The organism is Roseateles toxinivorans (genome assembly GCF_004362525.1).
GTDB classification, from domain to species: Bacteria; Pseudomonadota; Gammaproteobacteria; order Burkholderiales; family Burkholderiaceae_C; genus Paucibacter; species Paucibacter toxinivorans.
In genome coordinates, this window is the sequence record NZ_SNXS01000005.1 from 388,191 (window position 1) to 410,339 (window position 22,149).

The following is a 22,149-nucleotide window of genomic DNA, read 5'->3' on the forward strand; positions in this document are numbered from 1 at the left end:
ATGAGCCCAGATCAATGAGCCCGTTTGCGATCCGTGAGCACCTCGAAGTACAACTGCGCTACCTGGTCAGCCACCAGTCGGGCGTCGAACTGCCCGTCAAATGTTGCCTTGCCCTCTATACCCAATTGCAGCGCCAGGTCGGGTTTCAGCGCCAGCGCCAACATCGCCTGCGCAAGCGCGTCGATGTCTCTTGGCGCCACCAGCAAACCATTGACGCCATCAGAGATGACCTCGGGGATGGAACCCACGTTGCTTACTACCACAGGTAGGCCGCAGCTCATCGCTTCCAGCATTGCAACTGGCAAGGCCTCGACGTACGAGGGAAGTACCAGGGCATCAGCGGCGGCAAAGGCATTTCTCTTGGTTTCGCCTGAAACCCAACCGAGGCGCGTCACATCCTGCGCCATGTCGTGCTGAGCCACGGCACGCTCAATCAGCGAAGTATCGCCATCGCCGCCCAGCAGGAGCTTCACGTCAGGTACCTGTCGACGGACCTTTGCAAACGCTTCGAGCAGCTCGTTGATTCCCTTATCTCTTTCGAAACGCCCCAGAAACAAGAATGTCCGGATCGGGCGAGGAGTGCGTTGTTGCGGCCATGCCAGCACTGGGTTGCCAATGGCCCGACAGCGCGACGGATCCACGACCACACCAATTCGATCGACCCACGCCCGCGAAAGCAAAATGACGCGCCCACACTGCGCGAAGCTCGCTCGTATATAGCGCTGTCCAAGGCGCGATGTCGTGCGGAAGAACTCCAGGAAGTTGCCACCATGGACATGCAGCACGACCTGCACACCGGCCATGCGCAAGGTCCACAGGTAGATGGCCTTGCGCCAGAAGCTTGCCCCCGACGCCACATGAATATGGGCCAAATCAACCTGGCGAGAGAGCAACAATCCCACCAGTTCGAGCCAGGCCCCAATGGCCACCCATAGCTTGACCATCGCACCCGAGCGCGCCGTCACGCTGGACAAATAGCGAACGCCGCACCGTTCAAACAACCCCGCATCTCGATAGGCGGCACTCACCGACGACATGCCGCCTCGCCCATCCAGCGGAGGCCCGATCATCAACACTCGGCACGCTTTTGTGCCCAGCTTCGTGCCAGTCATCAGATGGTTCGGACCACAACACGCAACTTGCCGTTGGCGGTCCGGGGCACGCTAGCCACCCGCTCGATGCGCACCGCCATCTCCGTGCCGATGTAGGTGTGAACGGTTCGTACCAGGCTGGCCTCGTCCAGCGGGGCACCTTCAGGTAGCGCCACCAGGATCGTCAACTCGCCATGCTTGTCCTGCCGGACCTGGCCTTCGAGCAAATGCGGGATGTAGTCGAGCACGTTCGACATCATGTTGACTTGGCGGCCGTCGGTTGCAAGCACGTAGTCATCCATGCGGCCAACCAAGTGCGAAATCACCGGGAAGCTCCGACCACACTCACAGCGGAAATCAGGTGCCGCTGGCACGATCTCGTCGCCCAGCCGGTACCGGATCCAGGGCATCAGCATGTTGTCAAAAGACGTACCGATCACTTGGCTTGTGCCATTGTCCTGCGGCTCCAATTCGGTGTAGCTGTAGTCCGACAGCAGGTGGTAGCGGCCATGCTCGCAGGTTCCGATCGCCGTCATCCGTTCACAGGAACCGTACCAGTCGAATATGCGCACGCCAAACGCCTCGTTGACAAGCCGGCGCTGCTCATCTGTCACCGTCTCCGAAGAGGTCACCATGCCCGTCAAGCTGCGCCCTTTATAGCGGCGGCCGTTTGCCACCAGGTGCCTGGCGAGCAACAACACCGCCGATGGGTAGGCGACAAATACGGCCGGATCAAACGCCTCCAGGGCCTCCAAGTAGCCGTCGGCCGTGGCCTCGGACAGATGGTAGGACGACATCATCAGCAGGTTCTCGCCACGATTGTGACGCCAGAATGGTGCCTGCCTCTGGCCCGATGGCACAACCTTGTCTCCCCGTATCCATGCTCGCCGGTCCCCCACCTTCATCCCGGCCCAGATCATCTGCCGCCAACCGAACGCATTCTCTCGATTGATCGAGTTGAGGTCGCGCCAGCAACTCATGGCCATTCCGGTGGTACCGCTGGTGTTGGCCTCGAAGCGCGGGCCAGTATGGACTTCCGATGTCATCCGCTTGCCGGCCTCGAAACCGTCGCGCTTGTCCATGACAGGAATCCGTTGGGCATCGGCCAGGCTCTTCAGATCGCGTGGGTCAAAACCGGCGGCTTTGAACCGATCCCGATAGAAGGGCACCTGCTGGGCAGCGTGATTGACCGTGCGCTGCAGGCGTTTCAACTGCAGGGCTTCCAGTGAGGGCGCGTCAAGCCATTGGGTCTGCTGAACCTCGTCCAGCTCCCGTCGGAATGCAGCACCCTCGCGCAAGGCGGCCCTCGCCCAGCCACGTGTACTTAGCATTAACTCTTGGAACCATATGGGACTATTGAGATAGAGGGGGGATGTGTACATATGAGTGGCTGAAATCAAACTGAACCAAGAAGAAGTAACCAAAGAGAAAAGGTTGAAATCCTGGGTCGATCACACGTCCGGCGAATGTCCAAGGTAAACACCGGCCGTCACTGCACCGCAGCGCAATAGCCATGCAAATCCCTCAGCAGTCGAAACTCATGTATCTCACTTGTCCAAGAGTGAGTACAACTTCTGCGCCCCAAGGCGCGCTCGCTGGCGCCAACTCGACAATGATTTGGCGTAGTGATCCAACAGCTTTGCCTCATCGCTCAACAAGGTTTGATACGCGGCCCACAGAGTCTCGAAACTTAATTTTGGTGTTTCAAGAACGTAATTCTCGTGGCCAAACAGATCTCGATTGATACCCTTCGCCTTGACGCTGTACGCAATCGAGATGGTCGGAACGCCAGTAGAAAATGCCGCAACAGTCGCATGCGTACGGCCGGCGATCAGGAAGCGGCATTGAGAAATAACATGCTTCAGCTGTGCCGCATTGAAGCCAGAAGGCACGGAGCTGAGGCGGGCTTGGGCACCGCCCAGCGCATCGAGCAAGCGCGCATTGAAGTCTTCGTCGTTGTTCCATTTGGCACCGCTCAATGACGCGACGTGTGGGACAAGCAGCACCGACAAGTTGGTTTCGGCCAGGATTTTTCTTACGAATTCTGCTGCCGCGCCTACCGCACCGTCAGGATTGCCGCTCTGGCGGCGCATATCATCAATCAGCGCGCCGATATTCAAACCCAGCACGCCATCGCCCGGGGCCTTGGGCCACCAGGCCGACGTATCAACTGCTTCCGGTGTCATTGCAAATGCCGAATCGATGACGGGCACCACGTTGTCATTGACCCCGATGCCTTTCAGGTACTCGACACTTCGGCTTTCCCGGACCGTCACCAGCGTCAACTTCCGAAGGTGCTCGGCCATGCGCCGTTCGGCAATGGGCTGCTTGCTGAAGGGGCCGACCGACGCCCCCCAGAGCACGGCCGGCTTGCCCATGCTCATGGCCGCCTCGGCCACACCGACAAAGTAGTACAGGGAAGCCAAGCCATAGTCCAGCGAGTAGTTGTCGCCACCTATGGACAGGAGAATGTCCGAGCGCTTCAGATCTTCCAGCAGTTCGGGCTGCAGGCTGGGCTTGGGGCGTGCCAGGGCATGCAGCCACGGCCAGCGCTGGCTCGCGCCGGCCCATTTGCTGTACATCTTCGTCATCGGGTAAGCCTTGACGAAGCTCACCCCGGACGCAGCGCTGTCGGGCCACTGGGCCTGATCGCGCACCGGGTCCAGCGAAGGCACCAGTACCTTGATCGGCCCCAGCACCTCGGTCAGCACCGTCACGGTAGAGCGGACCAGCGCCTCGCAGCCCCGGTTGCCGAAGTTGTTCTGCCCGGTGAGATAGATTGTTTTCGTCTTGGTCATGTCAGGCTCACAAATAGTGCAGGACTTCGGTCAGCGGGCGGCGCGGGCTGTTGGCCACACGGAACTCTTCGGGCAGATGACCCAGGGCCAGCATCATGATCACGGCATGGTCCGTCGGTATGCCCGAGGCGGACTTCAAGGCCCGGTCGGCCTGGGGCTCCACGCTCCAGTTCAGGCAGCAAGTGCCCAGGCCCAGCGAGTGCAGTGCATAGATCAGCGACATCGCGAACAGCCCCCCATCGATCCAGGCCTGGTAGCGCTCGCCGGCCGACAGGAAGGTGTCCTGGCGCGAGGTGATGATCATCAGCGCGCCCGCCTGGTCACCAAAGCCGCGATTGCCGTTCTGCAAGGCCATCAGCTCGGCCATGCGGGCCCTGTCGGTGACCACAAACACGGTGCCAGACTCACGGTTGCAGACCGACGGTGTTTTTTGTGCCATGCGCACCGCCTGCTCGATCAGCTCGGCCTGCACCGGCTCCGGGGCGAACTGGCGCACGCTGTAGCGCTGGGCGAAGAAGGCGCTCAGGTCATGCTTGGCCGCGGCGTGGATGTCATCGCGTCTGACCAGCCGCGTGCCGGCCTCAACCGGCGCTGCACGCCAGCAGTTGCCGGCCTGCAGCGCCTGGCGCATCGCCTCGAGCCGGGGCAGCAGCCAGGCCAGATCGACGCCATGGCCCCGGTTGAAGGCCACATACTCGTCCAGCGCCTGCACCACCCGCACCAGCGTCGTGCTGGGGCCGTGCAGCTGCAGAAACTTCTCGCCGTCGCGCAACAGGGTGTCGACCGCATCGCGGCCGAAGCCGGGCCGCGGCTCGCGCAGGGCCAGGCCCTTCTCGATGCGGTGGTAGGCCTTGATCAGGCCGGCCTCGAGGCTGGACCGGTGCTGATACTGCCGCAGCAGCCCGGAGCCGGTCAGGTAGTTGCTCAGGTCATAGCGAATGCCGGCGCGCAGGGCGCGGCTGTCACGCCACTGGTAGTAGCGCTGCAGCAGCATGTCCTTGCTCTGCGCGGGCAGCAGCCCGATGGCGGCCTTCGCCGCCCGTCTCAAAACCGTCTTCATAGCGCTCATGATTTGTTGTTTCCGCCCTTGAGCAACTGCCGCACCAGCAGCACTTCGCCCTCGCGCTGCGGCCTGAGTATCCACACCAGCGCCGCAAAGCCCAGGCCGAGTGCCGCCAGCGCAGCCAAAATTGTGCCGGGGGCCCCGGGGCCGCCGAGGCCGCTGCTCTTGCACCACCAGCCCAGGCCGGCGCCGCCGATTGCCGCAGCGGCTATCTTCGCCCAACCGAGCAGGTCCAGGTGCAGGCGATGGCCCTGGCCGGCCAGGGTGTACCAGGCCACGCTGATCCAAATCAGCTCGGTCACCAGCATGGCCAGCGCCGCGCCCATGATGCCCATCTGCCAGACCAGCAGCACCAGCACCGGCAAGGCCAGACAGGCGGCAAAGGTGGCGCGCAGGCTGGCGCGGGCGCTTTCCAGCGTCAGCGCCACCATGGTCAGCAGCAGGTGCAGCGACTGGAGCACCAGGCCCAGCATCATCACGCTCAGCAGCGCACCGAGCTTCGGGTAGTGGCCGTTTGACAGCCAGGCCCCCAACTCATCACCGGCCACCAAAAAGGCCGCAGCCAGTGGCAGCAGCCCGAGCAGATTGACTTTCAGCACCAGGTTGACGACCAGCGCCACCTCCCCGAGGTCGCGGTTCTTCACATAGCGCGCCACCATGATGGGCCGCACCCACCCTGCCAGCAGATGGGCCGGGAGGTAGTTGCGCACGATGTCGGCGATCGACTGGGCCACGCCAAAGCTGGCCGCCTGGGCGGCGCCCAGCAGGCGCATGACCAGCATCTTGGTGATATTGATGCCATAGGCCTGACCGGCCAGTTGCACGACGTAGAAGCGCCGGGCCACGGCGTCCATGTCCGGGGCTTCAAAGTCGGCCACGGCCCCCTCGGCCGACGGCGCACGCCTGGCCCATCGCATGACCAGCAGCTCGGCAGTCAGCCAGGATGCCAGCGTGACCAGAGCCTCGGCCCAGACCATCAGCTCCAGCGTTAGACCGGAGGGCTGGTGCGCCCCGTACCAGACCACCAGCAGCCGCACGACATTGCGCAGCGCCGCAAGTGTTTGGGAATAGCCCTGCAGCAGACAGGCGCCCATCACCTCCTCCAGGAAGCAGTAACCCGACCATCCCAGCAGCAGCAGGCCCACCGGCAGCATCCAGCTGCGGCCCAGCCCCAGCCCGGTGGCCGACATGGCGGGCTCCCAGGCCAGCAGCAGCAGGGCCAGTGCCGCCAGCGACAGATAGACACGGCGGCGCAGTTGTCGGCGCAGAAAAGAGGTGAAGTCCTGCGCCACCGCCTTCAACCGGTATTCGGCCACATAGCGTTGCGCCACCGTGGACAGACCCAGGCCGGTGACCAGATAGAACAGCTCGGCCCCGGCCAGCAGCGTGATGTAAACGCCATAGCTTTGCGGTGCCAGCAGGCGGACCGACAGCGCCAGAAAGGCCAGGCCCAGGACGGCAGAGACGATCTTGCCCAGGGCAAACTGCAGCAGCCCGCGGCGGGCCGCCGACGCGGAGTAGTAATTCTTCCGCGCTGGCGGCGCACTCATGGACTGTTGCCTTTGCCGCTCAACTCGACACCCGCTATCGGCTCGGCTGGAGATCGCCCGGACAGCGTCAGACCAATCACTATGCTCAGAGCCCAGTAGTGCCACATGAAAATAGACAGCGCACCGCGACGCAAACCGCGCTTGACGACCATGACGCCCAGAACACCAAGCACCGAGGCGGCACCCCATGCCTGCAGTGGCAAGCCTGTGGACTGCCAAAAACTCCACATTGCGCTGCACAGGCCCAAAAACCACCAGGCCATCATGCCCACCGGATGGGCTAGCAATCGAATGCAGTCGAAGAACCAGGCGTGGCCGACGGCCTGACGCAGCAGCACCCCCGATGAGAAGGCTCGGCCACTGCGCCACACCGAGCGCAGTACCTGCACGGTGCTCAAGTGATGACCGTCATGGGTGACAGCCGGCATTGGGATGCGTCGCAGATGCCAACCGGCGGCACGCACGCGCATGCCAAGGTCGGCCTCCTCCCAACCTTTCAGGTTGCGGTTGGCAGCATAGCCGCCGGCCTGCACGATGGCCTCACGCCGGTACACGCCGCCGCCATTGAGCCAGAGTTCGTCCTTCGCGATTGACGAGACGGCAGACTCGACACGGTGCGCGTCGAAGGCATTCCTGACATAGGCGTCGGTCAGCAAGCCGGCCACGCCACCCAGGGTCGGGTCTTGCTCCAGCGCCCGCAGCGCGGCAGCCAGAAAGCCCGGCTGCACCACCATGTCGCCGTCCAGAAAGAAGATCACCGAGCCACGTGAATACTGGTAGCCGAGCTGAACGCCCGGGCCACAGCCGCGGTCCTGCAGCCGCGAGAACTGAACGACCCTGACCGGATAGCCCAATGCAATCTCCACCGTCTTGTCGGTCGAGATCGAGTCGCTAAGCACGATCTCCCAGCTGACACCCAGGCCTTCGACTTCGGCCAGTGCAGATTCCAGGCATCGCCTGATCTTGGCTTCCTCGTTCAGAGCCTTGATCACGATAGACAGCATCGGAGATGCCTTCGCGTCACCCGCCTGGCCGGGCGGGCGCGAATTCAAAGGCGCGCTGCTCATGCCGGAAGGGTCTGAGGCGCGGCCGTCTGCGTAGGCTTCAGTGCGTGCCTGGGGGAAAACTGCCCATTGAGCATCGCGAGATAACCAAGGCTGAGCATCAGCATCAACTGCAACTGGTGTGACAGGATCACGTCCGTGTTGTACGGTATGCCAGCCGCAACAATTAACACCGCGATGGCCATCGATGCACTGAGAGTCTGCTGCTGAGCGGAAAGCCTTTCGTCACCGGAGAATCGGAACGCCCGGATGAACGCGAACAGCAGCATCGAACAGAAAGCCACGGTGCCGACCAGGCCCACTTCCCACAACATCACGGCCAGGGTCGAACGCCCAATATTGAAGGGCCATTTGCGCGCGGCGTCGCCCACCACCAGATCACCCACCCGGCTGGCACCAGCGCCATGGCCGATCAACAGCTTGTCGGGTTCATCGAGGCCGTGCTGCTGCCACCAGAAGCGTATGGCCGCCACACGGCCCATCTCGCGGGTGCGGTAGTTGACGAAGTCGCCCTCATTGGAGCGGCTGCCGACGATGCTGTCGAAATACTCACCCACCGTCTGGCGCTCGCCGTCGAGAGCAAACTGCGTCTTGTAGGCCACCAGCACCGAGAAGGACACGATGAAGGCCAGCAGAATGGCGAAGATGCCTTCGAGCGGTTTCTTGGTCAACTGACGAAAGTACAGGGCGACCAGGGCGACCGGCAGCAGCAGCACGGCGAACTTGATTTCGGCCAGGGCGATAGAGATGAAGCCGCTGAGGCCCAGCACCAGGGCCTGCCAACCGGGCAGCAGGCCGCGCCGCCAGCGGGCCACGACCAGGGCAATGCAGATGACGCAGAACAGGCCCATGGCGCCGCTGGAGCCGCCGCCCTCGGGGTTGCCGCCAAAGGCGCCCACCACCGCATCCCATTCGGCACCCACGCCACGGGCCGCGCGCGAAGGCACGACGATCAGGCGCTGGTAGAACACGATGGGCAGCTGGGCCAGCATCAGCCAGGGCAGCAGGTTCCAGACACGCTCGATATGGCGCGGCGCCAGCAGGCCGAAGCTGATGACCAGGAACAGCGACCAGAGGAACAGATACTCCTTGAAGCTGACAAGCAGCTGCAGCGGCTCGATACCATTGATGGCCGAGGTGGCCAGCAAGGTGGTGAAGTAGACGAAGAGCATGACCTTGACGCCGGCCGGCGAGGCCGGTGCAAACGAGGCCTGCTCCGGGTGGCCGAGGCGGCGCTGCATCAGGTCGAACGGGAAGCGCACCATCAAGAGCGCTCCCACCAGGAAGGGTAGCCACAGGGCCCGGTCGATGCGGGCGAAGTACTGCATCTGGCCGGTGAGCACGAACGAGACCAGCAGCAGGGCCGGCAGGAACAGGGTCAGCGGCAGAAAGAGGCCGAAGAAGCCCAGCACCAGGGCCGCGAGGATGATGGTGGCAGTCTGGCCCATGACAGCCGTGCCAAGGCCGCCGATCACCGCGAGCAGCACAAACACGAAGCCGACCGCGAGGGTCAAGCCGATGGAGCGCGACGAGGACGGGTAGTTGCGGCGCATCAGTTCGAAGCGGGCTTGACCTTGGCGCCCAGGTAGTGAGTGGGCCCCAGGCCCGAGAGGCGCGCGAGCTGGCGCTTGTCGGCGGCAGCCAGGATGTCAGCCACGAACAGGTCCTGGGCGGCGAAGGCGGCCGGCGAATTGCGGTCTATGGACGAGACCCGGAACAGCAGGCCGTCGGGGATGCGGCCCTTGAGGCCATAGGCCATTTCAGCGAACTTCTTGGTCGAGCTGTTGGCCACGACCTTCTCGCCCACGGTCGTCCAGTAGGTCACCGGCTCGTAGCGCTGCCCGCCCAGTATGGTCTTCAGTCGGCGCACCGGGATCTCGCCCATGGGCGTCTTGAGCACGTCGGCGTCGTTGGAGTCCACCGTGAAGCCCTGTGCCGGGTAGCAGACCTCGGGGTAATGCACCTGCATTGCGTCGCGCTGATCCAGCCCGTAGGCAATGGAGAGCATGATGCGATAACCCTGCGGGTTGATGTAGGTGCGGCTCAGGGTCTGGTTGTAGAGCTTGTCCAGCGTGGCCTGCACTTGCGGATTGACAACCAGCGCAACACTGCGGTCGATCTTCCAGGTACCGAAGTTCTCGGGGAACACCTGCTCGAGGTCGAGCTTGACGAATTCGTCGGCCAGATAGATGGACGGTTTCATCACGGCGGCAAAAGACGCCGCCCCGACCATGGAGGCCAGCATCAGCGCACCGAGCCAACGATTGCTCATCATGATGCTGCCTTCGCCTTGCGGGTGCGGTCGGGGATGAAGATGTCGAGCACCTTGTCGGTCGCCAGCATCAACACGAGCGCGACCATGAACAACACCATGCCGGCCGCGCCATGGATAAAGCCCTGGCCGGCCTCGTCACCGAAGTGATAGGTAACCAGCACCAGAATCATCACCCGGATGACATTCGCAACGAACGAGATCGGGATGATCAGGATGGCGAGGGTAAGGTTGCGAGCGATGGACGTGTAACCCATGATGTTCATATACAGCAGGCCCAGGGCCTCCAGCGTGAACATGGAATTCAGGCCGGCGCAGGCATCTGCCACCAAGAGTTGATACTGCCCCACCGTCAGCAGCACGCCGCTGCGACCGACGGGGTAACCCGCATAGAAGAGTATCTGGCTGGCGACCGCAGAAACCAGGGATTTCAATGGTGTCGTCAGCGCGGCAACCAGGGCGCCCGGCAGCGGAATCATGAAGATCATGAAGAACAGAGGGAAGAATGCGACCCTGAGCGCTGCATAGCCCTTGAATATCAAGAGCATGGCCGATAGCACAAGTATCTGGGAGCCGACTTCGAGTATCCAGATACCCTGCGAGCGCCCGATCATATAGCTCAGCAAACCGAGCAGCAGGGCCGCCCCGCCGGCCAGGTAGGCGGGCTGGGCAACAACGTCCGCCAGCTGATTGCGCCGCTGATGCAACAGCCAGATGCTCACCGCCAGAATGATGGGGCCATGGCCCTGCTCGTCCGTCGCCCAGATCGTGTGGGCCAGATCCCAGTAGGTGGGCCCGTACATCGAGACGAAGCCGATGACCAGGCACAGCAGCAGCGGGAGATCAGCGCCCGGAGCCACCCAGCGATCAGTCAACCCGCGAACAACTCCTCCGGATGAGCGATTGAGCACCGTTGTTCCCATCAAAACTCATTCATGACGACGCCGGCAATCTTCGTCGGGCTGGCGGACAGGGATGTCACCAACTCCTGGAGCGCACCGATACGCGACGAGTCTTTTCTCGCCACGATCAGGGCAGCACCGCACTTGGCCGCGATGACGCCATAGTCGGAGCCATGCGATGCCGCCGGGGTATCGACGATCACGTGGTCGAATTTGGTGCTGAGCTCGCGCATCAGCAGGCCGAACGCAGGACGGGCCACCAGCTCCAGCGGGTTGGGCGGCGTGACGCCAACCGGCAGGACAAACAGGCTGGGCACGCCCTGCACCTGCTGGATGACCTGGGTTTCACCACGACCCAGCAAGATGCTGGACAGGCCGGCCGCATTGTCAATCGAGAACACCTCATGCTGGCGCGGGCCGCGAAGGTCGGCGTCAACCAGCAGGGTGCGTCCGCCCAGCTGCGCCAGGGTGACGGCCAGATTTGCGGCGAAGTAGGTCTTGCCATCGCCCATGTCGGGGCTGACCACGGCCACCGGCGTGTGCGCCGTGCCATCGGAGAACAGGCGCATGATGACCTGGCTGCGAATGGCCCGGAAGCCTTCGGCGCGGTCCGAGAACGGCTCGTTCAGGGCCACCAGCTCCGGGCTCAGGTTGCGGCGGTCTTCTGGCGCGTAGGGATAGTGGAACTGCTGCGACAGCGCAAACAGCACGTCGTCGGTGCTGATGAAACCAAGCGCCACGGCGGCCTCGCCGAAGCGGGTGCCCTTCTCGCGCTGATAGCTCAGGATCCGCTCAACCTGCTCCGCGGTAAGGCTCCGCGTGTCACGAATAATGTCGCCAATGGAGCGGTCATGGACTGCGCCCGTTGCTGCACTAGCTGTAGCTGAAGCCATCGTCGGTTCACCCCTGGTTGAATCACTGAATTTCGCCATCACGCGCTTTTCGAGGCCGTAGGCAGATGGGCCAGCAAACGCTGCTCGAACATCGGCTTGGCATTGGCGCGGCCAAAGAGCTTCTTGGCATCGGGACGCGGCAACACCCCCAGAATCGGCAGGCCCATGGTCTGGAGAATGTCTTCGCTGCCACGAACACGGCGATCCAGCATTTCCAGCATGAAGATAGCGCCAATGGCCAGCAAGGCGCCCAGGAACACCGACAGCAGCGTGTTCAGCACGATCTTCGGCGAAGAAGGCTGCAGCGGCGGGCTCGCGCGGGTGAGGATCGAGACATTGCTTTGCGTGGTCTGGCTTTCCAGGTTCGTCTGGTTGGCCCGCGCCATGACGGCGTCGTAGGCGCGCTGGGCATTCTCGACTTCGCGATTCAGCACCGAGCCTTCGTCACGAACCTCTTTCATGCGCAGCACATTGGCGCGCTGCGCCGCCAGCGAGGCACGGATCTCGGCCTCGCGCTGACGGTTGATGGTGTTGCTGACGGTCACGCCACCGGTGACGCGGCGGGTTTCCGCCTCCATCTTGGCGCGCAGCTCGGCGGTGTTGGCCTTGAGTTCGATGATTTGCGGGTGGCTGTCACCGAAGCGCGAGCTCAGCTCCTGCAGGCGGGCCTCGTTGCGGGATATCTCAGCCTTCAGGGCCGAGACCACCGGGTTGTTGAGCACTTCCTGCAGACGGTCGGCAGAGCTGCCCTGCGCCTGCGTCTGGCGGCTGCTGGATTCGGCCGAAACCGCCTGCAACATGACCAACTGCGAGGAGAGTTCGTTCAGACGTGCGGTTTCAATGTCCAGGCGCTCATCGGTCGCGATGATGCCTTTTTCACGCTGGTAGGTGGAGACCTTGGCCTGCGCGGCCTCGAGCACTTCGCGGGCTTCCTTTGCCTTGGTATCGAAGAAGGCGTTGTACTGGCGTGCCGGATCGACCTTCAGCTCCAGGCTGGTGTCCACATAGGCCTGCACAAAGGCATTGGCCAGGGCGGCCGAGAAGCGCGGGTCCGGGGCGCGATACGAGACCTGAATCACGCTGGATTCACGCGCTGGCCTGACCTCCAGGTTCTTCTGGAAGGTTTCGGCAAGCCAGTTCTCAATCGCACCTTCGCCCTTGGTTTCGGCCATCCACTGCTGGCGAATCTGGGCATTCTCGGTCAGCTTCAGGTTGCGCACGACACGTTGCGCGACCCGGTCACTCTGAATGACGTCGACCTGGGTCGCCATATAGCCGGGCGAAGCCATACCCGGGTACATCATCGCGGAGATGGGATCGGGCTTGGCATCAATGACCACAGACGCCACCGAGCTGTACTGCTTGGGCAGCAGCAGGCTGATGATCAAGGTGGTGCCGATGGTTGCCAAGAAAACGATGGCGGCCACCAACCAGCGGGCGCGCAGGATCGAGAAAAACTGTCCAAAGCTCATGTTTTTGTCCTCAGATCAGCAGATCAGAAAAGGCTTTCTTTGACATACACCACGTCGCCATCCCTCAGCGACTCATCCATCGCCAGCTGCACGACCTGGACCTTGCCCGAGGCGTCCTTGCGGTGCACGCGAATGCCCTTCTCGGTGCCGCGCTGGGTCAGGCCACCGCCGGTGGCAAGGGTTTGCATCAGGGTCATGCCACGCTCCAGGCGCATCGGGCCGGGGCGTTGCACTTCGCCGTAGATGTAGACCATCGGGGCGCGATCGACCCAGATGACGTCGCCGTTCTGCACGATCAGGTCGTCGCCACGGCCGCCGCTGGTGAAGACCTTGGGCAGGTCCACCTCGGCGCGGAAGGGCTGGCCGTTGCGGGTGCCCACCACGGTGACGACTTCGGCGCCGGCGCCGGCAATGCCGCCCGCGTTGGCCAGCATGTCCGACAGGCGCATTTCAGCCACTTCGATCGGGAAGCGGCCGGGGCGATTGACCTGGCCCAGCACCGAGACCTGGTTGCCGCGCACCTGAATCACCAGCACGGTGACCTGGGGCTGCTTGACGAAGTTGCCGTTCTTCAACCCGTCGCTGATGACCTTCTCGGCCTGCGCCGGGGCCAGGCCGCCGATCTTGATCGAGCCCAGCAGCGGGTACGACACCACGCCCGACTCGCTGACGCGGGTTTCAAGAGTGAGGTCGGGGTTTTGGTAGACGGAGATGCGGACGATGTCGCCCGCACCCAGCCGGTATTCGGTGGAGGCGGCCGAGGCCGTGGTCTGGGCCTGGGCCCAAGCCGGACCGGCAGCTGCCAGCGCCAGGGCGGTGGCCGTGCCGGCGGCCAGCAATGAACGGTTGAGGGTGTGAAGAAGCGGTTTTGCGGTCATTGCGGTCCTGTTGGTCATTTCTTCAACCCCATGCCTTTGCTGATGTCGCTGTCGCTCATGCCGGTGCTGGCCGCCGGAGCGGGTGCCACGGCCACCGGTGCCGGAGCGGCCGGTGCTGCATTGCCCGCGGGTGCCGAGGCGCCCTGCGCGAACTTGCCCACGTATTCGATCTTGCCGTTGGAGCGCAGGCCCTTGACCTCTTCCTCGATCAGCTTGCGCTTGCGCTCGTTGAGCAGGAACTGCTCGATCGCCGGCTTGGCCTGCTCCAGGCCCACGGGCTGGCTGCGCGAGCTGGCCAGCACCAGCACTTGCGCGCCGGTGGGGGTGACGTTGAACATCGACTCGCCGTCCTTCATCTTGGCGATGGTGTCCAGGCCGGCAAGCGGCAGCTGCTCGGCGGCGCGCACGGCCTGGTTGCCGGCAAAGCGGATGTCATTGGCCTTCATGTACTCGACGAACTCGGCGATATTCTTGGCCGCGGCGAGCTTGTCGCGCAGCGTGGCCAGCTGCTCAGGCTTGGCTTCAATGGCCAGCTCTTGCAGGCTGTAGATGCGGCGCTCCTTGAACAGAGCGGGCTTCTCGTCGTAATACTTCTGCAGCTCTTCCGGCGTGGGCTTGGTGGCGCCCTCGCCCACGCGCTCGACGTAGGCGCGGGAGATGATTTCGCGCTTGGCGGCCTCGATCTGCTGCACGACCTTGGGGTCGCGGTCGAGCTTCATGTCCATGGCCTTCTGCACGGCCAGCTCCTGGTCGATCAGGCGCTCCAGGATCTGCTTGCTCGCGGCCTCGGCCTGCTCGGGCTTCAGGCCCTGCTGGCGCTGCAGCACGAAGTTGATCTGATGAACGGTGATTTCTTCCTTGTTGACCTTGGCGGCGGTCTGCGAGGCCTTTTCGCTGCTCTTCTTCTCGCCACAGCCGGTCAGCAAGACCAGAGCCGAGGCCAGCGCCACGGCCGCGACGCGCATGGGTGCGGGGGCGAGAACATGTTTTCTCAAAGCGTTCATCAGTTTGACTTTCTGCTCCATGACAAGAGCCGGAAACGGTTGTGCTCGAATTCTTGTTGCTGGCAACGGCCGCCATGCCTACCTGCTGTATGCCTGCAAATAGACCTTGAGTGTAGCGTTGACGTGTGACAGCCTTGTCTCAAGCGCAGCAGTTTTGCGTGCTGCACCCCCTTGTTTTCGGGTATTACCTGACCAAGCCGCGAAAAAGCCATGACAAATAGATGACAGCGGCCGGCGGCAATATGTACCGGCACCGGGTTTTGCCATGGGTTTACCCTAGGTCAAACTCGCTGCCCTGCGTATGCATTTGCCCGGCTTTCTGTGGCCCAGTGCAAGACCGGCATCATGCACTTAGGTTCCGGGTGGCTGCCCCCCGTGTATGTGGGGGTGGGGGCGTGTGAAGCCTTGGAAGGGGTTCACCAACCTATACTGGGTCATGCGTTTGTCTGTCGTCCAGCGTGAGTCGATCAAGACACAGTTCGCCGACGAACTCGGCACCGACTGTGAGGTGATGCTATTCGGATCCCGCACGTCGGACCTGGGGCGGGGCGGAGACGTGGATCTGCTCGTTCGAGCGCCCAAGCCCGTTGCCCGGAAGGTTTGGGGCGCGGCACGCTTGGCCGCTCGCGCAGAACGCCTGCTTGATGGACGCAAGGTGGACGTCGTGCTGCTGGATTCGAATACGGCCCTGCAGCCCATTCATGCAGCAGCATTGGCCACGGGAGTGGCCTTATGAGCCATGCCGCAGCAGAACGCCTGAGCTTTCTGCTTGAAACGGTGGCGCTGGAGGCCACCCACCTGTTGCAAACAGACGCGCGATTGTTCGCCCAGGCGTTCACGCCCGATCGGGCAGCGGCGCTGAAGCTGAACCTGGACGAGTCCGAACGGACGGATGCCTTTGTGGCACGCTTTGGCCGCCTTCAGGACACGCTTGGCGACAAGCGACTGCCGGAGAGTTGCTTCGCTGGCTTGCAGAGCCCCTCGGAGCGGCCATCGACAACCTCGATCGGGCGGAAAAGCTGGGATTGCTGGCCTCGGCCGACGACTGGCTGACCGCTCGCAAACTGCGCAACCGGATGGTGCATGAGTATGTGCGCGATGCCGCCGAGTTGGCCGAGGCACTCAACGAGGGCCATGCGATGGTCCCGCTGCTGCTTGCCTTCGCAGCGAAGGTGGCCGCGTACTGCGAGCAGCGAGGCTTGCCGACCGGTTGAGGGTGGCAGGCCCCGGATTGCATCCGGGCGGACATCATCGGCTCAACACTTGATCCCGGCGTGCAGGGCCACGAGGCCGCCGCTGAGGTTGTGCACATCGACATGGCCGAAGCCGGCGGTTTTCATCATCGCCTTGAGGGTCGCCTGGTCGGGGTGCATGCGGATGGACTCGGCCAGGTAGCGGTAGCTCTGGGAGTCACCGGCGATCCATTGGCCCAGCCGGGGCAGGATGTTGAATGAATACCAGTCGTAGGGCTTTTGCAGCGGCGCAGCGACCTTGGAAAACTCCAGCACCAGCAGGCGGCCGCCGGGCTTGAGCACGCGGCACATCTCGGCCAGGGCCAGTTCCTTGTGCGTCATATTGCGCAAGCCGAAGGCAACACTCACCAAGTCGAAGCTGTTGGCCTTGTAGGGCAATTTCTCGGCATCGCACAGATTGGTGGGCAGAACCAGGCCTTCGTCGAGCAGGCGGTTGCGGCCCTGGCGCAGCATCGCCTCGTTGATGTCGGTGTGCACCACCATGCCGCTGGCGCCCACGTCGCGGGCAAACATGCGCGACAGGTCGCCGGTGCCACCGGCGATGTCGAGCGCGCGCTCACCCTCGCGCAGATTGGCCACAGCACGGGTGTAGGCCTTCCAGGCGCGGTGCATGCCCATGGACATCAGGTCGTTCATCACGTCGTAGCGTGAGGCGACCGAGTCGAACACGCCGCGCACGCGCTGGGCTTTTTCGCCTTCATCGACGGTTTGAAAGCCGAAGTGGGTGGATGACATGAATGGGTTTCCTGCAGGAGATTCATAAAGCGGCGGCGCGACAACGCCGGCGCGTGACACCGGGCTGATCACCGCTCCAGTGCATCGCGGCAGTGTAGCCCCGGCACACCCCAAGTCCGCCAGCCTTCTAGTCGTTTTCCCTAGGGTGAAGCAATAAGCGCGACTCTTTGGCGGCTTCTCATCACAGAATGCGGCACAACATAATGCGCCAAACAGGCGCACTGTCCCGGAGTTGTGGCGGGACGCACGGTCTGTCTGCAAAGGCCTGGAGCGGGGGGCTTACGCAATGAGCAACATCGGCGCCGGTTACAACGACATCCTCTTATACGGCCTTCCTGTCGAAGCCGAATGGGGGACGGGCACCAGGGTACAGGTCCGGGCCCTGGCCCATACGTGGCCGCTGAAGCTGGGGCCGCAAGCAAGCAGCGCTCAGCACGCAAAGCATCAATATTCCGGCCTGGAGCGCTTGTATCGCTATCTGGACCTCCGCCTGTTCGGTCGATCGCTGCCTGTGGCTGCCGCGCCGGTCCAGATTCCCTGCCTGGACTCACTTGACGATAAGAACAAGTGCCTGCATCTGGCCTGCTGCCACGAAGTGGCCGATGCCGCGGCCGGTTGCCCCCTGCTGTGTGTCGAGTACGAGGGCCTGCCGATGCTCGACCTTGAAAGCGCCGTCCGGCAGAGGCTTGGCCACCCGGGCGCCACCCTGCTGGCGCAGGTCTGGTGCATAGAGGCGGGGCGGGCGCGGCGGCTGCTGTTCGAGGGCCATCTGGACCTCGACCACCGATCGCTGTGCCAGAGCGTCGCGCAGTGCGCGGCCAAGCTGCCGGCGCTGCTGCGCGGTGCGCTGACGCGATACCCGTCCGCGGCAGAGGGCACAAGGGGCGAGGTGCAGCCGATACCGGCCGCTTTGCCGGCCTATCGACAACTTCATCGATTGGCCAAGGCCATCGTGAAGCGGCTGATGTGGCGCGATCAGTGGCAGATCGAAACCGGACAGGTGGCGCATCCGGACAGGCAGGGCCCGGGCAGCCAGCGCGCGCAGATCTGCCCCCCACCGACCGCGTTCTGGGCCGACCCATTTTTGCTGCACTTGCAGCAACGTCTGTGGCTGTTGTTCGAGGAACTACCATTCGCCAGCAACAAGGGGCATATTTGTGCCATCGAGCTGGATCGCGACGGCAAGCCCCTCTCCCCGCCGCAAATTGCCCTGGTCGAACCCTGGCATCTGGCCTATCCCTTTGTCTGGGCGGAGGAAGACCGCGTGTTCATGATTCCCGACGCCTCAAAGAACCGGAAGCTGAACCTCTACCAATGTCGAGGCAGCCCGCTGTCATGGGATTTGCGCTGCACCCTGATTGCCGGAGAGCGACTCGCCGATGCAACTATTGCAGCCTTTGAGGGGCGGCTGTGGATGTTCGCCAGCCACGGCGACGAGCAGGCCAGCATGAACGATACGCTGCACATCTACTGGGCCGATCGGATCGAGGGGCCCTGGCATGCCCATGCCCTCAATCCGGTCAAGATCGATGCCCGCTCGGTTCGCCCTGCGGGAGCGATGTGGGTGGCGGATGGTCAGCTGTACCGGGTCGTCCAGGATTGCTCATCCATCTACGGCGGCGCCATCCACTGCATGCGTGTGCTGCGCCTCGACGAGCATGAGTTCGAGGAGGTGATGGAACCGCACTGGGAAGCTTCGAACCGGGATCAGGCCACGCCCTGGCACACCTTCAATCGGCACGCCGAGGTCACGGTGGTGGATCGCCTGCGTCGCCAGCCGCGGTGGCGCACCCAATGACCTTGCCGCAGGATTCGGCCGTCACCGTGCCGACAGACGCGCGTCCGCGATGGTGACCTATCCAAAGCACGGTCTGCGCATGGCCGAGTTGTGGCTGGATGCCCCCATCGCCAAACCCGAGGGCTGCGATCTGCTGCTGCTCTACCAGTACCGGGCAGTACCTGCAGAAGCCGTGGGCTCGCCTTTCAGCACCCTGGTACTCGATCTTGAGGTCAGCGAGGAAGCCTTGCTGCAAGGACTCAACCGCGAGACCAAGTACCAGGTCAGGCGCGCTCCGACCAAGGCCACTGTCGAGTGCATTCACGAACCACTGGCGTCGGATGAGGTCTGTCACCGCTTCCACGCCTTCTACAACGAGTTCGCCGCGGCCAAGGGACTTGCCGGCCTCGCGCTGCCCCCGCTGTTGGCCCGGGCACGTGGCGCGACCCTGCATTTCAGCCGAGCCGTGCTGGGCGGCGCCACTGTGGTCTGGCATGTGCATGTGGTCACCCAGGACCGGGCGGCGCTGCTGTATTCGGCCTCTCAGTTTCGCAACCTCGATGACGGCGATGCACGCGCCAACGTCGGCCGCGCGAACCGGCTGCTGCACTGGAGCGATATTCTTGCCTTCAAGGCCCAGGGCAAGAAGGTTTATGACTTCGGAGGCTGGTACACCGGCACCGAAGATGAGTCGCTGCTGCGCATCAATCAGTTCAAGCAGGGATTCGGCGGGACGCGAACGCAACAGGTCAATGCCGCCCTGGCCCTGAGCTGGCGTGGTTGGCTGTATCTGCAGTTGCGCCAACATTTCTCGCAGGGTCAGCGCAAGGCGATCAGACAGAAGCTGCTGGGCCTCGTCGGCCGGTAGTGCAATGAGTTCGAAGCGTTTCTCTATCGACACCCAGCCAAGCAAAAAGGGAAGTGATATGCGCCAAGCCATCAAACGTCTTCTTCGACCGATTCGCGAACTGCTCGGCCGCTTCGTGCTGGACGAGAACAACTACACCGGGGGCAACGGCTGCATCCATACTGGGGCCTCTTTCATCGCCTGGAATCAGGTCGAGGGCGACTATCTGGAATTCGGCGTTTACAAGGGGGGGTCGTTCTCGGAGGCCTTCATCGCCATTGAGCGCCAGCGCAGGATCGTGACCGGCGAGATGCCGCACTCGCCCGCCTTCATGAGTTGGCTGGCGGCCAAACCGCGCTACTTCGCCTTCGATTCGTTCGAGGGCCTGCCACCGGGCGATGCCGCCCGGCAGGTGGACTACGTGCCGGGGGCCTTTGCCTGCTCGGAACAGCAGTTCCGCGCCAACGTGGCCGCCGATGGGGTGGACATGCAGCGCGTCATCACGGTCAAGGGCATGTACGACCAGAGTCTGGTGCGAGAGGTCAAGACCCGGCACCAGCTGAAGCAGGCCGCCATGGTCTTCATCGACTGCGATTTGTATGAATCAACCGTGCCGGTGCTCGACTTCGTCACCGATCTGGTGGGCCAGGGCACCATCATCATCTTTCACGACTGGTTCCGCTTCAAGGGAAGCCCTGACCATGGGGAGCAGCGGGCCTGCGGCGAGTGGCTCAAGCGCAACCCGCAGCTGGAGTTGATCGAGTACTGGAGGGAAGGGCCACAGGCCATGGCCTTCCTGGTCAATATGAAAGGCGCGCCTGCGGCCGGCAATTGACACCGCCGCAGAAGCCTCAAACGCCGTGCGCGAAGCGCCAGGCGCGCACCATACGGCGGACGCGCCATTGCAGTGCATCGGACACCACGCACTGGCGCGTTGACAGGGCCCGACTCAGCGCCTGGTCATCAACCTCTGCCTTGCGGGGGTGGGCATAGAAGGCCGCAATCTCTTCGCCCGGCAGGCGGGCGGCAGCCAGCCATTTCGGCACGAATTCATTGCAGAGCACGTCAACATCGGTCAACACCTTGCTCTGGCCCATGCCGGTGGATGGACAGACGCTTTGATAGGCATCGCCGATCAGCACCATACCGGGCCGGGCGCAGTCCTGCATGCGGTACAGATCAATCCTGAAGGGCTCCACCTTGCCCTTCACCACATAGGCGCCTATCACCTTGTCGAGCCCCGGCACCAGTCGGGCAAGCGTCGCCGTCGGGTTGTTCAGCAACTCGCGTGTGGTGGCGTCCCGGGCGGGCCAGTAGGCGAAAACGTTGACTCGCATCATCTGGCCCATCAGGAACAGGGTCAGATAGTCCACCCTGCTCGCTTTGGGATCGGGCCGGTAGGTGACCGACTCGAACGGGAATGGTTCGCCGTCTGACCGCTCCAGCATGAAGCCGAAGACCATGGACAACTCGTCATGCACCATATTCTTCTGCGCGCCCAGCTGCTCGGGCAGCCTGCCGTTCATGCCGCTGGCCACAATCACCAGGCGGCCTTCGTAAACGGTGCCATCGGCCAACACCACCTGAGGGTGTTCGGCGTCGGGCGTCAGGGTCTCGACCCGGCCGACCTTGAACTCGACCTCTTCAGGGATCTGCGCCCGAACCTGATTGACGGTGTCGCAGTAGGAGATCCCGAACTGCTCGATCTTGCGGCGATAGAGGACGCGCCCGCCGCGGCCATGGATGATCTCGCGAATGATGCGCGTGCGCTCCCTGACCTTTTCGAACAGGCCCAGCGACTGCAGCAAGGCCGCCTGATCCGGCTCGATCTTCTCGGCACGGAACAGCGGCGGAAACTCGGCATAGGGGTCGATGACCGCCACCGACAGCCCGCGCCGGGCCAACACGGTGGCGGCTGCTGACCCGGCAAGACCCGCCCCCACAACAATCACGTCCCGTCGAATAGCGGCTGCTGCGGTGTCCATGGAACTCCTGTCGCAAGAGTGCTCAGTCAGGGCGCAGGCCGTCAGGCCCGCTACGGATCAGTGTGCCATCAATGGCTGCTGCACGCCGACCCGCCGCCGGCCTTCACCATCGGCGTATCCCGCGTCACACCGGCCTCGGCCAGGCGCGCTTCGTACTGCTGCCACAACTCGGCCTGCTGGCTGCCCAGATGGTAGAGATAGTCCCAGGAGAACAGGCCGCTGTCGTGGCCGTCGCTGAAGGTGGGCTTGATGGCGTAGTGGCCCACCGGCTCCAGTGCCGTCAGGCCGACGTCGCGCTTGCCGGTCTGCAGCGTTTCCTGGCCCGGGCCGTGGCCCTTGACCTCGGCCGAGGGCGAGTACACGCGCATCAGCTCGAAGGGAATGCGGAAGCTGGCGCCATCGCTGAAGCTGACTTCCAGCACGCGCGACTGCTGGTGCGCCGTGACGGCGGTGGGGGTGGGCGTGTTGGGGGTGAGGCCGGCCATGGTGGGTTCTCGCCGCTGCGGGTGGAGCTGGGTGGGGGTTCAGTGTAGTGCCATGGGATGGGGGTCGCGATGGATGGCCC

Annotated in this window: 22 protein-coding genes; 6 read left to right on the forward strand and 16 right to left on the reverse strand. The window is 63.4% G+C overall.

Annotated features, from left to right (window positions below):
* Window positions 1-11: 11 nt before the first annotated feature.
* The 13 genes from DES47_RS20050 to DES47_RS20110 all read right to left on the reverse strand — a co-directional run bounded on the left by DES47_RS20050 (window position 12) and on the right by DES47_RS20110 (window position 14,987).
* Window positions 12-1,112 carry a glycosyltransferase family 4 protein gene (locus DES47_RS20050; RefSeq protein ID WP_133702513.1) on the reverse strand — a complete coding sequence of 367 codons (1,101 nt, stop codon included), beginning with the start codon at window positions 1,110-1,112 and terminating at the stop codon, window positions 12-14.
* Window positions 1,112-2,302 carry a phenylacetate--CoA ligase family protein gene (locus tag DES47_RS20055; RefSeq protein ID WP_133702514.1) on the reverse strand — a complete coding sequence of 397 codons (1,191 nt, stop codon included), beginning with the start codon at window positions 2,300-2,302 and terminating at the stop codon, window positions 1,112-1,114. The genes DES47_RS20050 and DES47_RS20055 overlap by 1 nt, the downstream gene beginning before the upstream one ends.
* 336 nt (window positions 2,303-2,638) lie before the next feature.
* On the reverse strand, window positions 2,639-3,889 hold the full coding sequence (locus tag DES47_RS20060; protein WP_133702515.1) for a polysaccharide pyruvyl transferase family protein: 1,251 nt from the start codon (window positions 3,887-3,889) through the stop codon (window positions 2,639-2,641).
* Window positions 3,890-3,896: 7 nt separating this feature from the next.
* A complete protein-coding gene (locus tag DES47_RS29015; RefSeq protein WP_208115060.1) occupies window positions 3,897-4,958 on the reverse strand; it encodes a nitroreductase family protein in 1,062 nt (353 codons plus the stop codon).
* The gene (locus DES47_RS20070) at window positions 4,955-6,502 is read right to left on the reverse strand and encodes a lipopolysaccharide biosynthesis protein (RefSeq protein ID WP_133702516.1); all 1,548 of its coding nucleotides are present in this window, start codon (window positions 6,500-6,502) and stop codon (window positions 4,955-4,957) included. The genes DES47_RS29015 and DES47_RS20070 overlap by 4 nt, the downstream gene beginning before the upstream one ends.
* Complete coding sequence (locus DES47_RS20075) at window positions 6,499-7,506, reverse strand: glycosyltransferase family 2 protein (protein ID WP_166652092.1); 1,008 nt, start codon at window positions 7,504-7,506, stop codon at window positions 6,499-6,501. The genes DES47_RS20070 and DES47_RS20075 overlap by 4 nt, the downstream gene beginning before the upstream one ends.
* Window positions 7,507-7,565: 59 nt before the next feature.
* Window positions 7,566-9,119, reverse strand: a complete 1,554-nt coding sequence (locus DES47_RS20080) for a hypothetical protein (protein ID WP_133702518.1) — start codon at window positions 9,117-9,119, stop codon at window positions 7,566-7,568.
* Window positions 9,119-9,841, reverse strand: a complete 723-nt coding sequence (gene epsI / locus DES47_RS20085) for an exosortase-associated protein EpsI, B-type (RefSeq protein ID WP_133702519.1) — start codon at window positions 9,839-9,841, stop codon at window positions 9,119-9,121. The genes DES47_RS20080 and epsI overlap by 1 nt, the downstream gene beginning before the upstream one ends.
* Complete coding sequence (gene xrtB, locus DES47_RS20090; protein WP_133702520.1) at window positions 9,838-10,761, reverse strand: exosortase B; 924 nt, start codon at window positions 10,759-10,761, stop codon at window positions 9,838-9,840. The genes epsI and xrtB overlap by 4 nt, the downstream gene beginning before the upstream one ends.
* On the reverse strand, window positions 10,761-11,672 hold the full coding sequence (locus tag DES47_RS20095) for a polysaccharide biosynthesis tyrosine autokinase (RefSeq protein WP_133702727.1): 912 nt from the start codon (window positions 11,670-11,672) through the stop codon (window positions 10,761-10,763). Before DES47_RS20095 ends, xrtB begins: the two co-directional genes overlap by 1 nt.
* Entirely contained in the window at window positions 11,672-13,105 is a 1,434-nt protein-coding gene (epsF, locus tag DES47_RS20100) for a chain length determinant protein EpsF (RefSeq protein WP_133702521.1), read from the reverse strand. Before epsF ends, DES47_RS20095 begins: the two co-directional genes overlap by 1 nt.
* A 23-nt stretch (window positions 13,106-13,128) precedes the next feature.
* Window positions 13,129-13,983 (reverse strand): polysaccharide export protein EpsE, encoded by an 855-nt coding sequence (gene epsE, locus DES47_RS20105; protein WP_133702522.1) that lies wholly within the window; start codon window positions 13,981-13,983, stop codon window positions 13,129-13,131.
* Between the two features lie 14 nt (window positions 13,984-13,997).
* Window positions 13,998-14,987: an EpsD family peptidyl-prolyl cis-trans isomerase gene (locus tag DES47_RS20110; protein WP_133702523.1), complete on the reverse strand. Its 990-nt coding sequence runs from the start codon at window positions 14,985-14,987 to the stop codon at window positions 13,998-14,000.
* 436 nt (window positions 14,988-15,423) lie between these two features.
* Between DES47_RS20110 and DES47_RS20115 the strand changes: the two genes are divergently transcribed.
* From DES47_RS20115 to DES47_RS29020, 3 genes are read left to right on the forward strand one after another with little or no spacing between them, the layout of a single operon-like run.
* The gene (locus DES47_RS20115) at window positions 15,424-15,723 is read left to right on the forward strand and encodes a nucleotidyltransferase domain-containing protein (protein WP_133702524.1); all 300 of its coding nucleotides are present in this window, start codon (window positions 15,424-15,426) and stop codon (window positions 15,721-15,723) included.
* Window positions 15,720-16,040 (forward strand): hypothetical protein, encoded by a 321-nt coding sequence (locus DES47_RS20120; protein WP_208115061.1) that lies wholly within the window; start codon window positions 15,720-15,722, stop codon window positions 16,038-16,040. The genes DES47_RS20115 and DES47_RS20120 overlap by 4 nt, the downstream gene beginning before the upstream one ends.
* Window positions 16,013-16,201, forward strand: coding sequence for a hypothetical protein (locus DES47_RS29020; protein ID WP_208115062.1), 189 nt, complete (start codon window positions 16,013-16,015; stop codon window positions 16,199-16,201). Before DES47_RS20120 ends, DES47_RS29020 begins: the two co-directional genes overlap by 28 nt.
* 42 nt (window positions 16,202-16,243) lie before the next feature.
* Here DES47_RS29020 and ubiE read toward each other — a convergent pair whose 3' ends face one another.
* Window positions 16,244-16,975 carry a bifunctional demethylmenaquinone methyltransferase/2-methoxy-6-polyprenyl-1,4-benzoquinol methylase UbiE gene (ubiE, locus tag DES47_RS20125; RefSeq protein WP_133702525.1) on the reverse strand — a complete coding sequence of 244 codons (732 nt, stop codon included), beginning with the start codon at window positions 16,973-16,975 and terminating at the stop codon, window positions 16,244-16,246.
* 286 nt (window positions 16,976-17,261) lie between these two features.
* Here ubiE and DES47_RS20130 point away from each other — a divergent pair, with 286 nt between their 5' ends.
* From DES47_RS20130 to DES47_RS20140, 3 genes are read left to right on the forward strand one after another with little or no spacing between them, the layout of a single operon-like run.
* Window positions 17,262-18,773 carry a glucosamine inositolphosphorylceramide transferase family protein gene (locus DES47_RS20130; RefSeq protein ID WP_133702526.1) on the forward strand — a complete coding sequence of 504 codons (1,512 nt, stop codon included), beginning with the start codon at window positions 17,262-17,264 and terminating at the stop codon, window positions 18,771-18,773.
* Between the two features lie 49 nt (window positions 18,774-18,822).
* Window positions 18,823-19,620 carry a hypothetical protein gene (locus tag DES47_RS20135; RefSeq protein WP_133702527.1) on the forward strand — a complete coding sequence of 266 codons (798 nt, stop codon included), beginning with the start codon at window positions 18,823-18,825 and terminating at the stop codon, window positions 19,618-19,620.
* Window positions 19,621-19,678: 58 nt separating this feature from the next.
* Entirely contained in the window at window positions 19,679-20,434 is a 756-nt protein-coding gene (locus DES47_RS20140; protein ID WP_166652093.1) for a TylF/MycF/NovP-related O-methyltransferase, read from the forward strand.
* Between the two features lie 16 nt (window positions 20,435-20,450).
* Here DES47_RS20140 and DES47_RS20145 read toward each other — a convergent pair whose 3' ends face one another.
* Both DES47_RS20145 and DES47_RS20150 read right to left on the reverse strand, forming a co-directional pair.
* Window positions 20,451-21,584: an FAD-dependent oxidoreductase gene (locus tag DES47_RS20145; RefSeq protein ID WP_133702529.1), complete on the reverse strand. Its 1,134-nt coding sequence runs from the start codon at window positions 21,582-21,584 to the stop codon at window positions 20,451-20,453.
* 68 nt (window positions 21,585-21,652) lie between these two features.
* A complete protein-coding gene (locus DES47_RS20150) occupies window positions 21,653-22,069 on the reverse strand; it encodes a gamma-butyrobetaine hydroxylase family protein (protein WP_133702530.1) in 417 nt (138 codons plus the stop codon).
* Window positions 22,070-22,149 lie beyond the last annotated feature (80 nt).

Excerpts from the sequence above, each read along its gene's own strand:
- epsI (WP_133702519.1), bottom strand. The coding sequence starts at position 9,841 with ATGATGAGCAATCGTTGGCTCGGTGCGCTGATGCTGGCCTCCATGGTC.
- DES47_RS20080 (WP_133702518.1), bottom strand. The coding sequence starts at position 9,119 with ATGCGCCGCAACTACCCGTCCTCGTCGCGCTCCATCGGCTTGACCCTC.
- DES47_RS20145 (WP_133702529.1), bottom strand. The coding sequence starts at position 21,584 with ATGGACACCGCAGCAGCCGCTATTCGACGGGACGTGATTGTTGTGGGG.
- DES47_RS20050 (WP_133702513.1), bottom strand. The coding sequence starts at position 1,112 with ATGACTGGCACGAAGCTGGGCACAAAAGCGTGCCGAGTGTTGATGATC.
- DES47_RS20070 (WP_133702516.1), bottom strand. The coding sequence starts at position 6,502 with ATGAGTGCGCCGCCAGCGCGGAAGAATTACTACTCCGCGTCGGCGGCC.
- DES47_RS20060 (WP_133702515.1), bottom strand. The coding sequence starts at position 3,889 with ATGACCAAGACGAAAACAATCTATCTCACCGGGCAGAACAACTTCGGC.
- xrtB (WP_133702520.1), bottom strand. The coding sequence starts at position 10,761 with ATGGGAACAACGGTGCTCAATCGCTCATCCGGAGGAGTTGTTCGCGGG.
- DES47_RS20110 (WP_133702523.1), bottom strand. The coding sequence starts at position 14,987 with ATGAACGCTTTGAGAAAACATGTTCTCGCCCCCGCACCCATGCGCGTC.
- DES47_RS20075 (WP_166652092.1), bottom strand. The coding sequence starts at position 7,506 with ATGCTGTCTATCGTGATCAAGGCTCTGAACGAGGAAGCCAAGATCAGG.
- epsE (WP_133702522.1), bottom strand. The coding sequence starts at position 13,983 with ATGACCGCAAAACCGCTTCTTCACACCCTCAACCGTTCATTGCTGGCC.
- DES47_RS20130 (WP_133702526.1), top strand. The coding sequence starts at position 17,262 with ATGAGCAACATCGGCGCCGGTTACAACGACATCCTCTTATACGGCCTT.
- DES47_RS20150 (WP_133702530.1), bottom strand. The coding sequence starts at position 22,069 with ATGGCCGGCCTCACCCCCAACACGCCCACCCCCACCGCCGTCACGGCG.
- DES47_RS20140 (WP_166652093.1), top strand. The coding sequence starts at position 19,679 with ATGCGCCAAGCCATCAAACGTCTTCTTCGACCGATTCGCGAACTGCTC.
- DES47_RS20115 (WP_133702524.1), top strand. The coding sequence starts at position 15,424 with ATGCGTTTGTCTGTCGTCCAGCGTGAGTCGATCAAGACACAGTTCGCC.
- epsF (WP_133702521.1), bottom strand. The coding sequence starts at position 13,105 with ATGAGCTTTGGACAGTTTTTCTCGATCCTGCGCGCCCGCTGGTTGGTG.
- DES47_RS29015 (WP_208115060.1), bottom strand. The coding sequence starts at position 4,958 with ATGAGCGCTATGAAGACGGTTTTGAGACGGGCGGCGAAGGCCGCCATC.
- ubiE (WP_133702525.1), bottom strand. The coding sequence starts at position 16,975 with ATGTCATCCACCCACTTCGGCTTTCAAACCGTCGATGAAGGCGAAAAA.
- DES47_RS20120 (WP_208115061.1), top strand. The coding sequence starts at position 15,720 with ATGAGCCATGCCGCAGCAGAACGCCTGAGCTTTCTGCTTGAAACGGTG.
- DES47_RS20095 (WP_133702727.1), bottom strand. The coding sequence starts at position 11,672 with ATGGCGAAATTCAGTGATTCAACCAGGGGTGAACCGACGATGGCTTCA.
- DES47_RS20135 (WP_133702527.1), top strand. The coding sequence starts at position 18,823 with ATGGTGACCTATCCAAAGCACGGTCTGCGCATGGCCGAGTTGTGGCTG.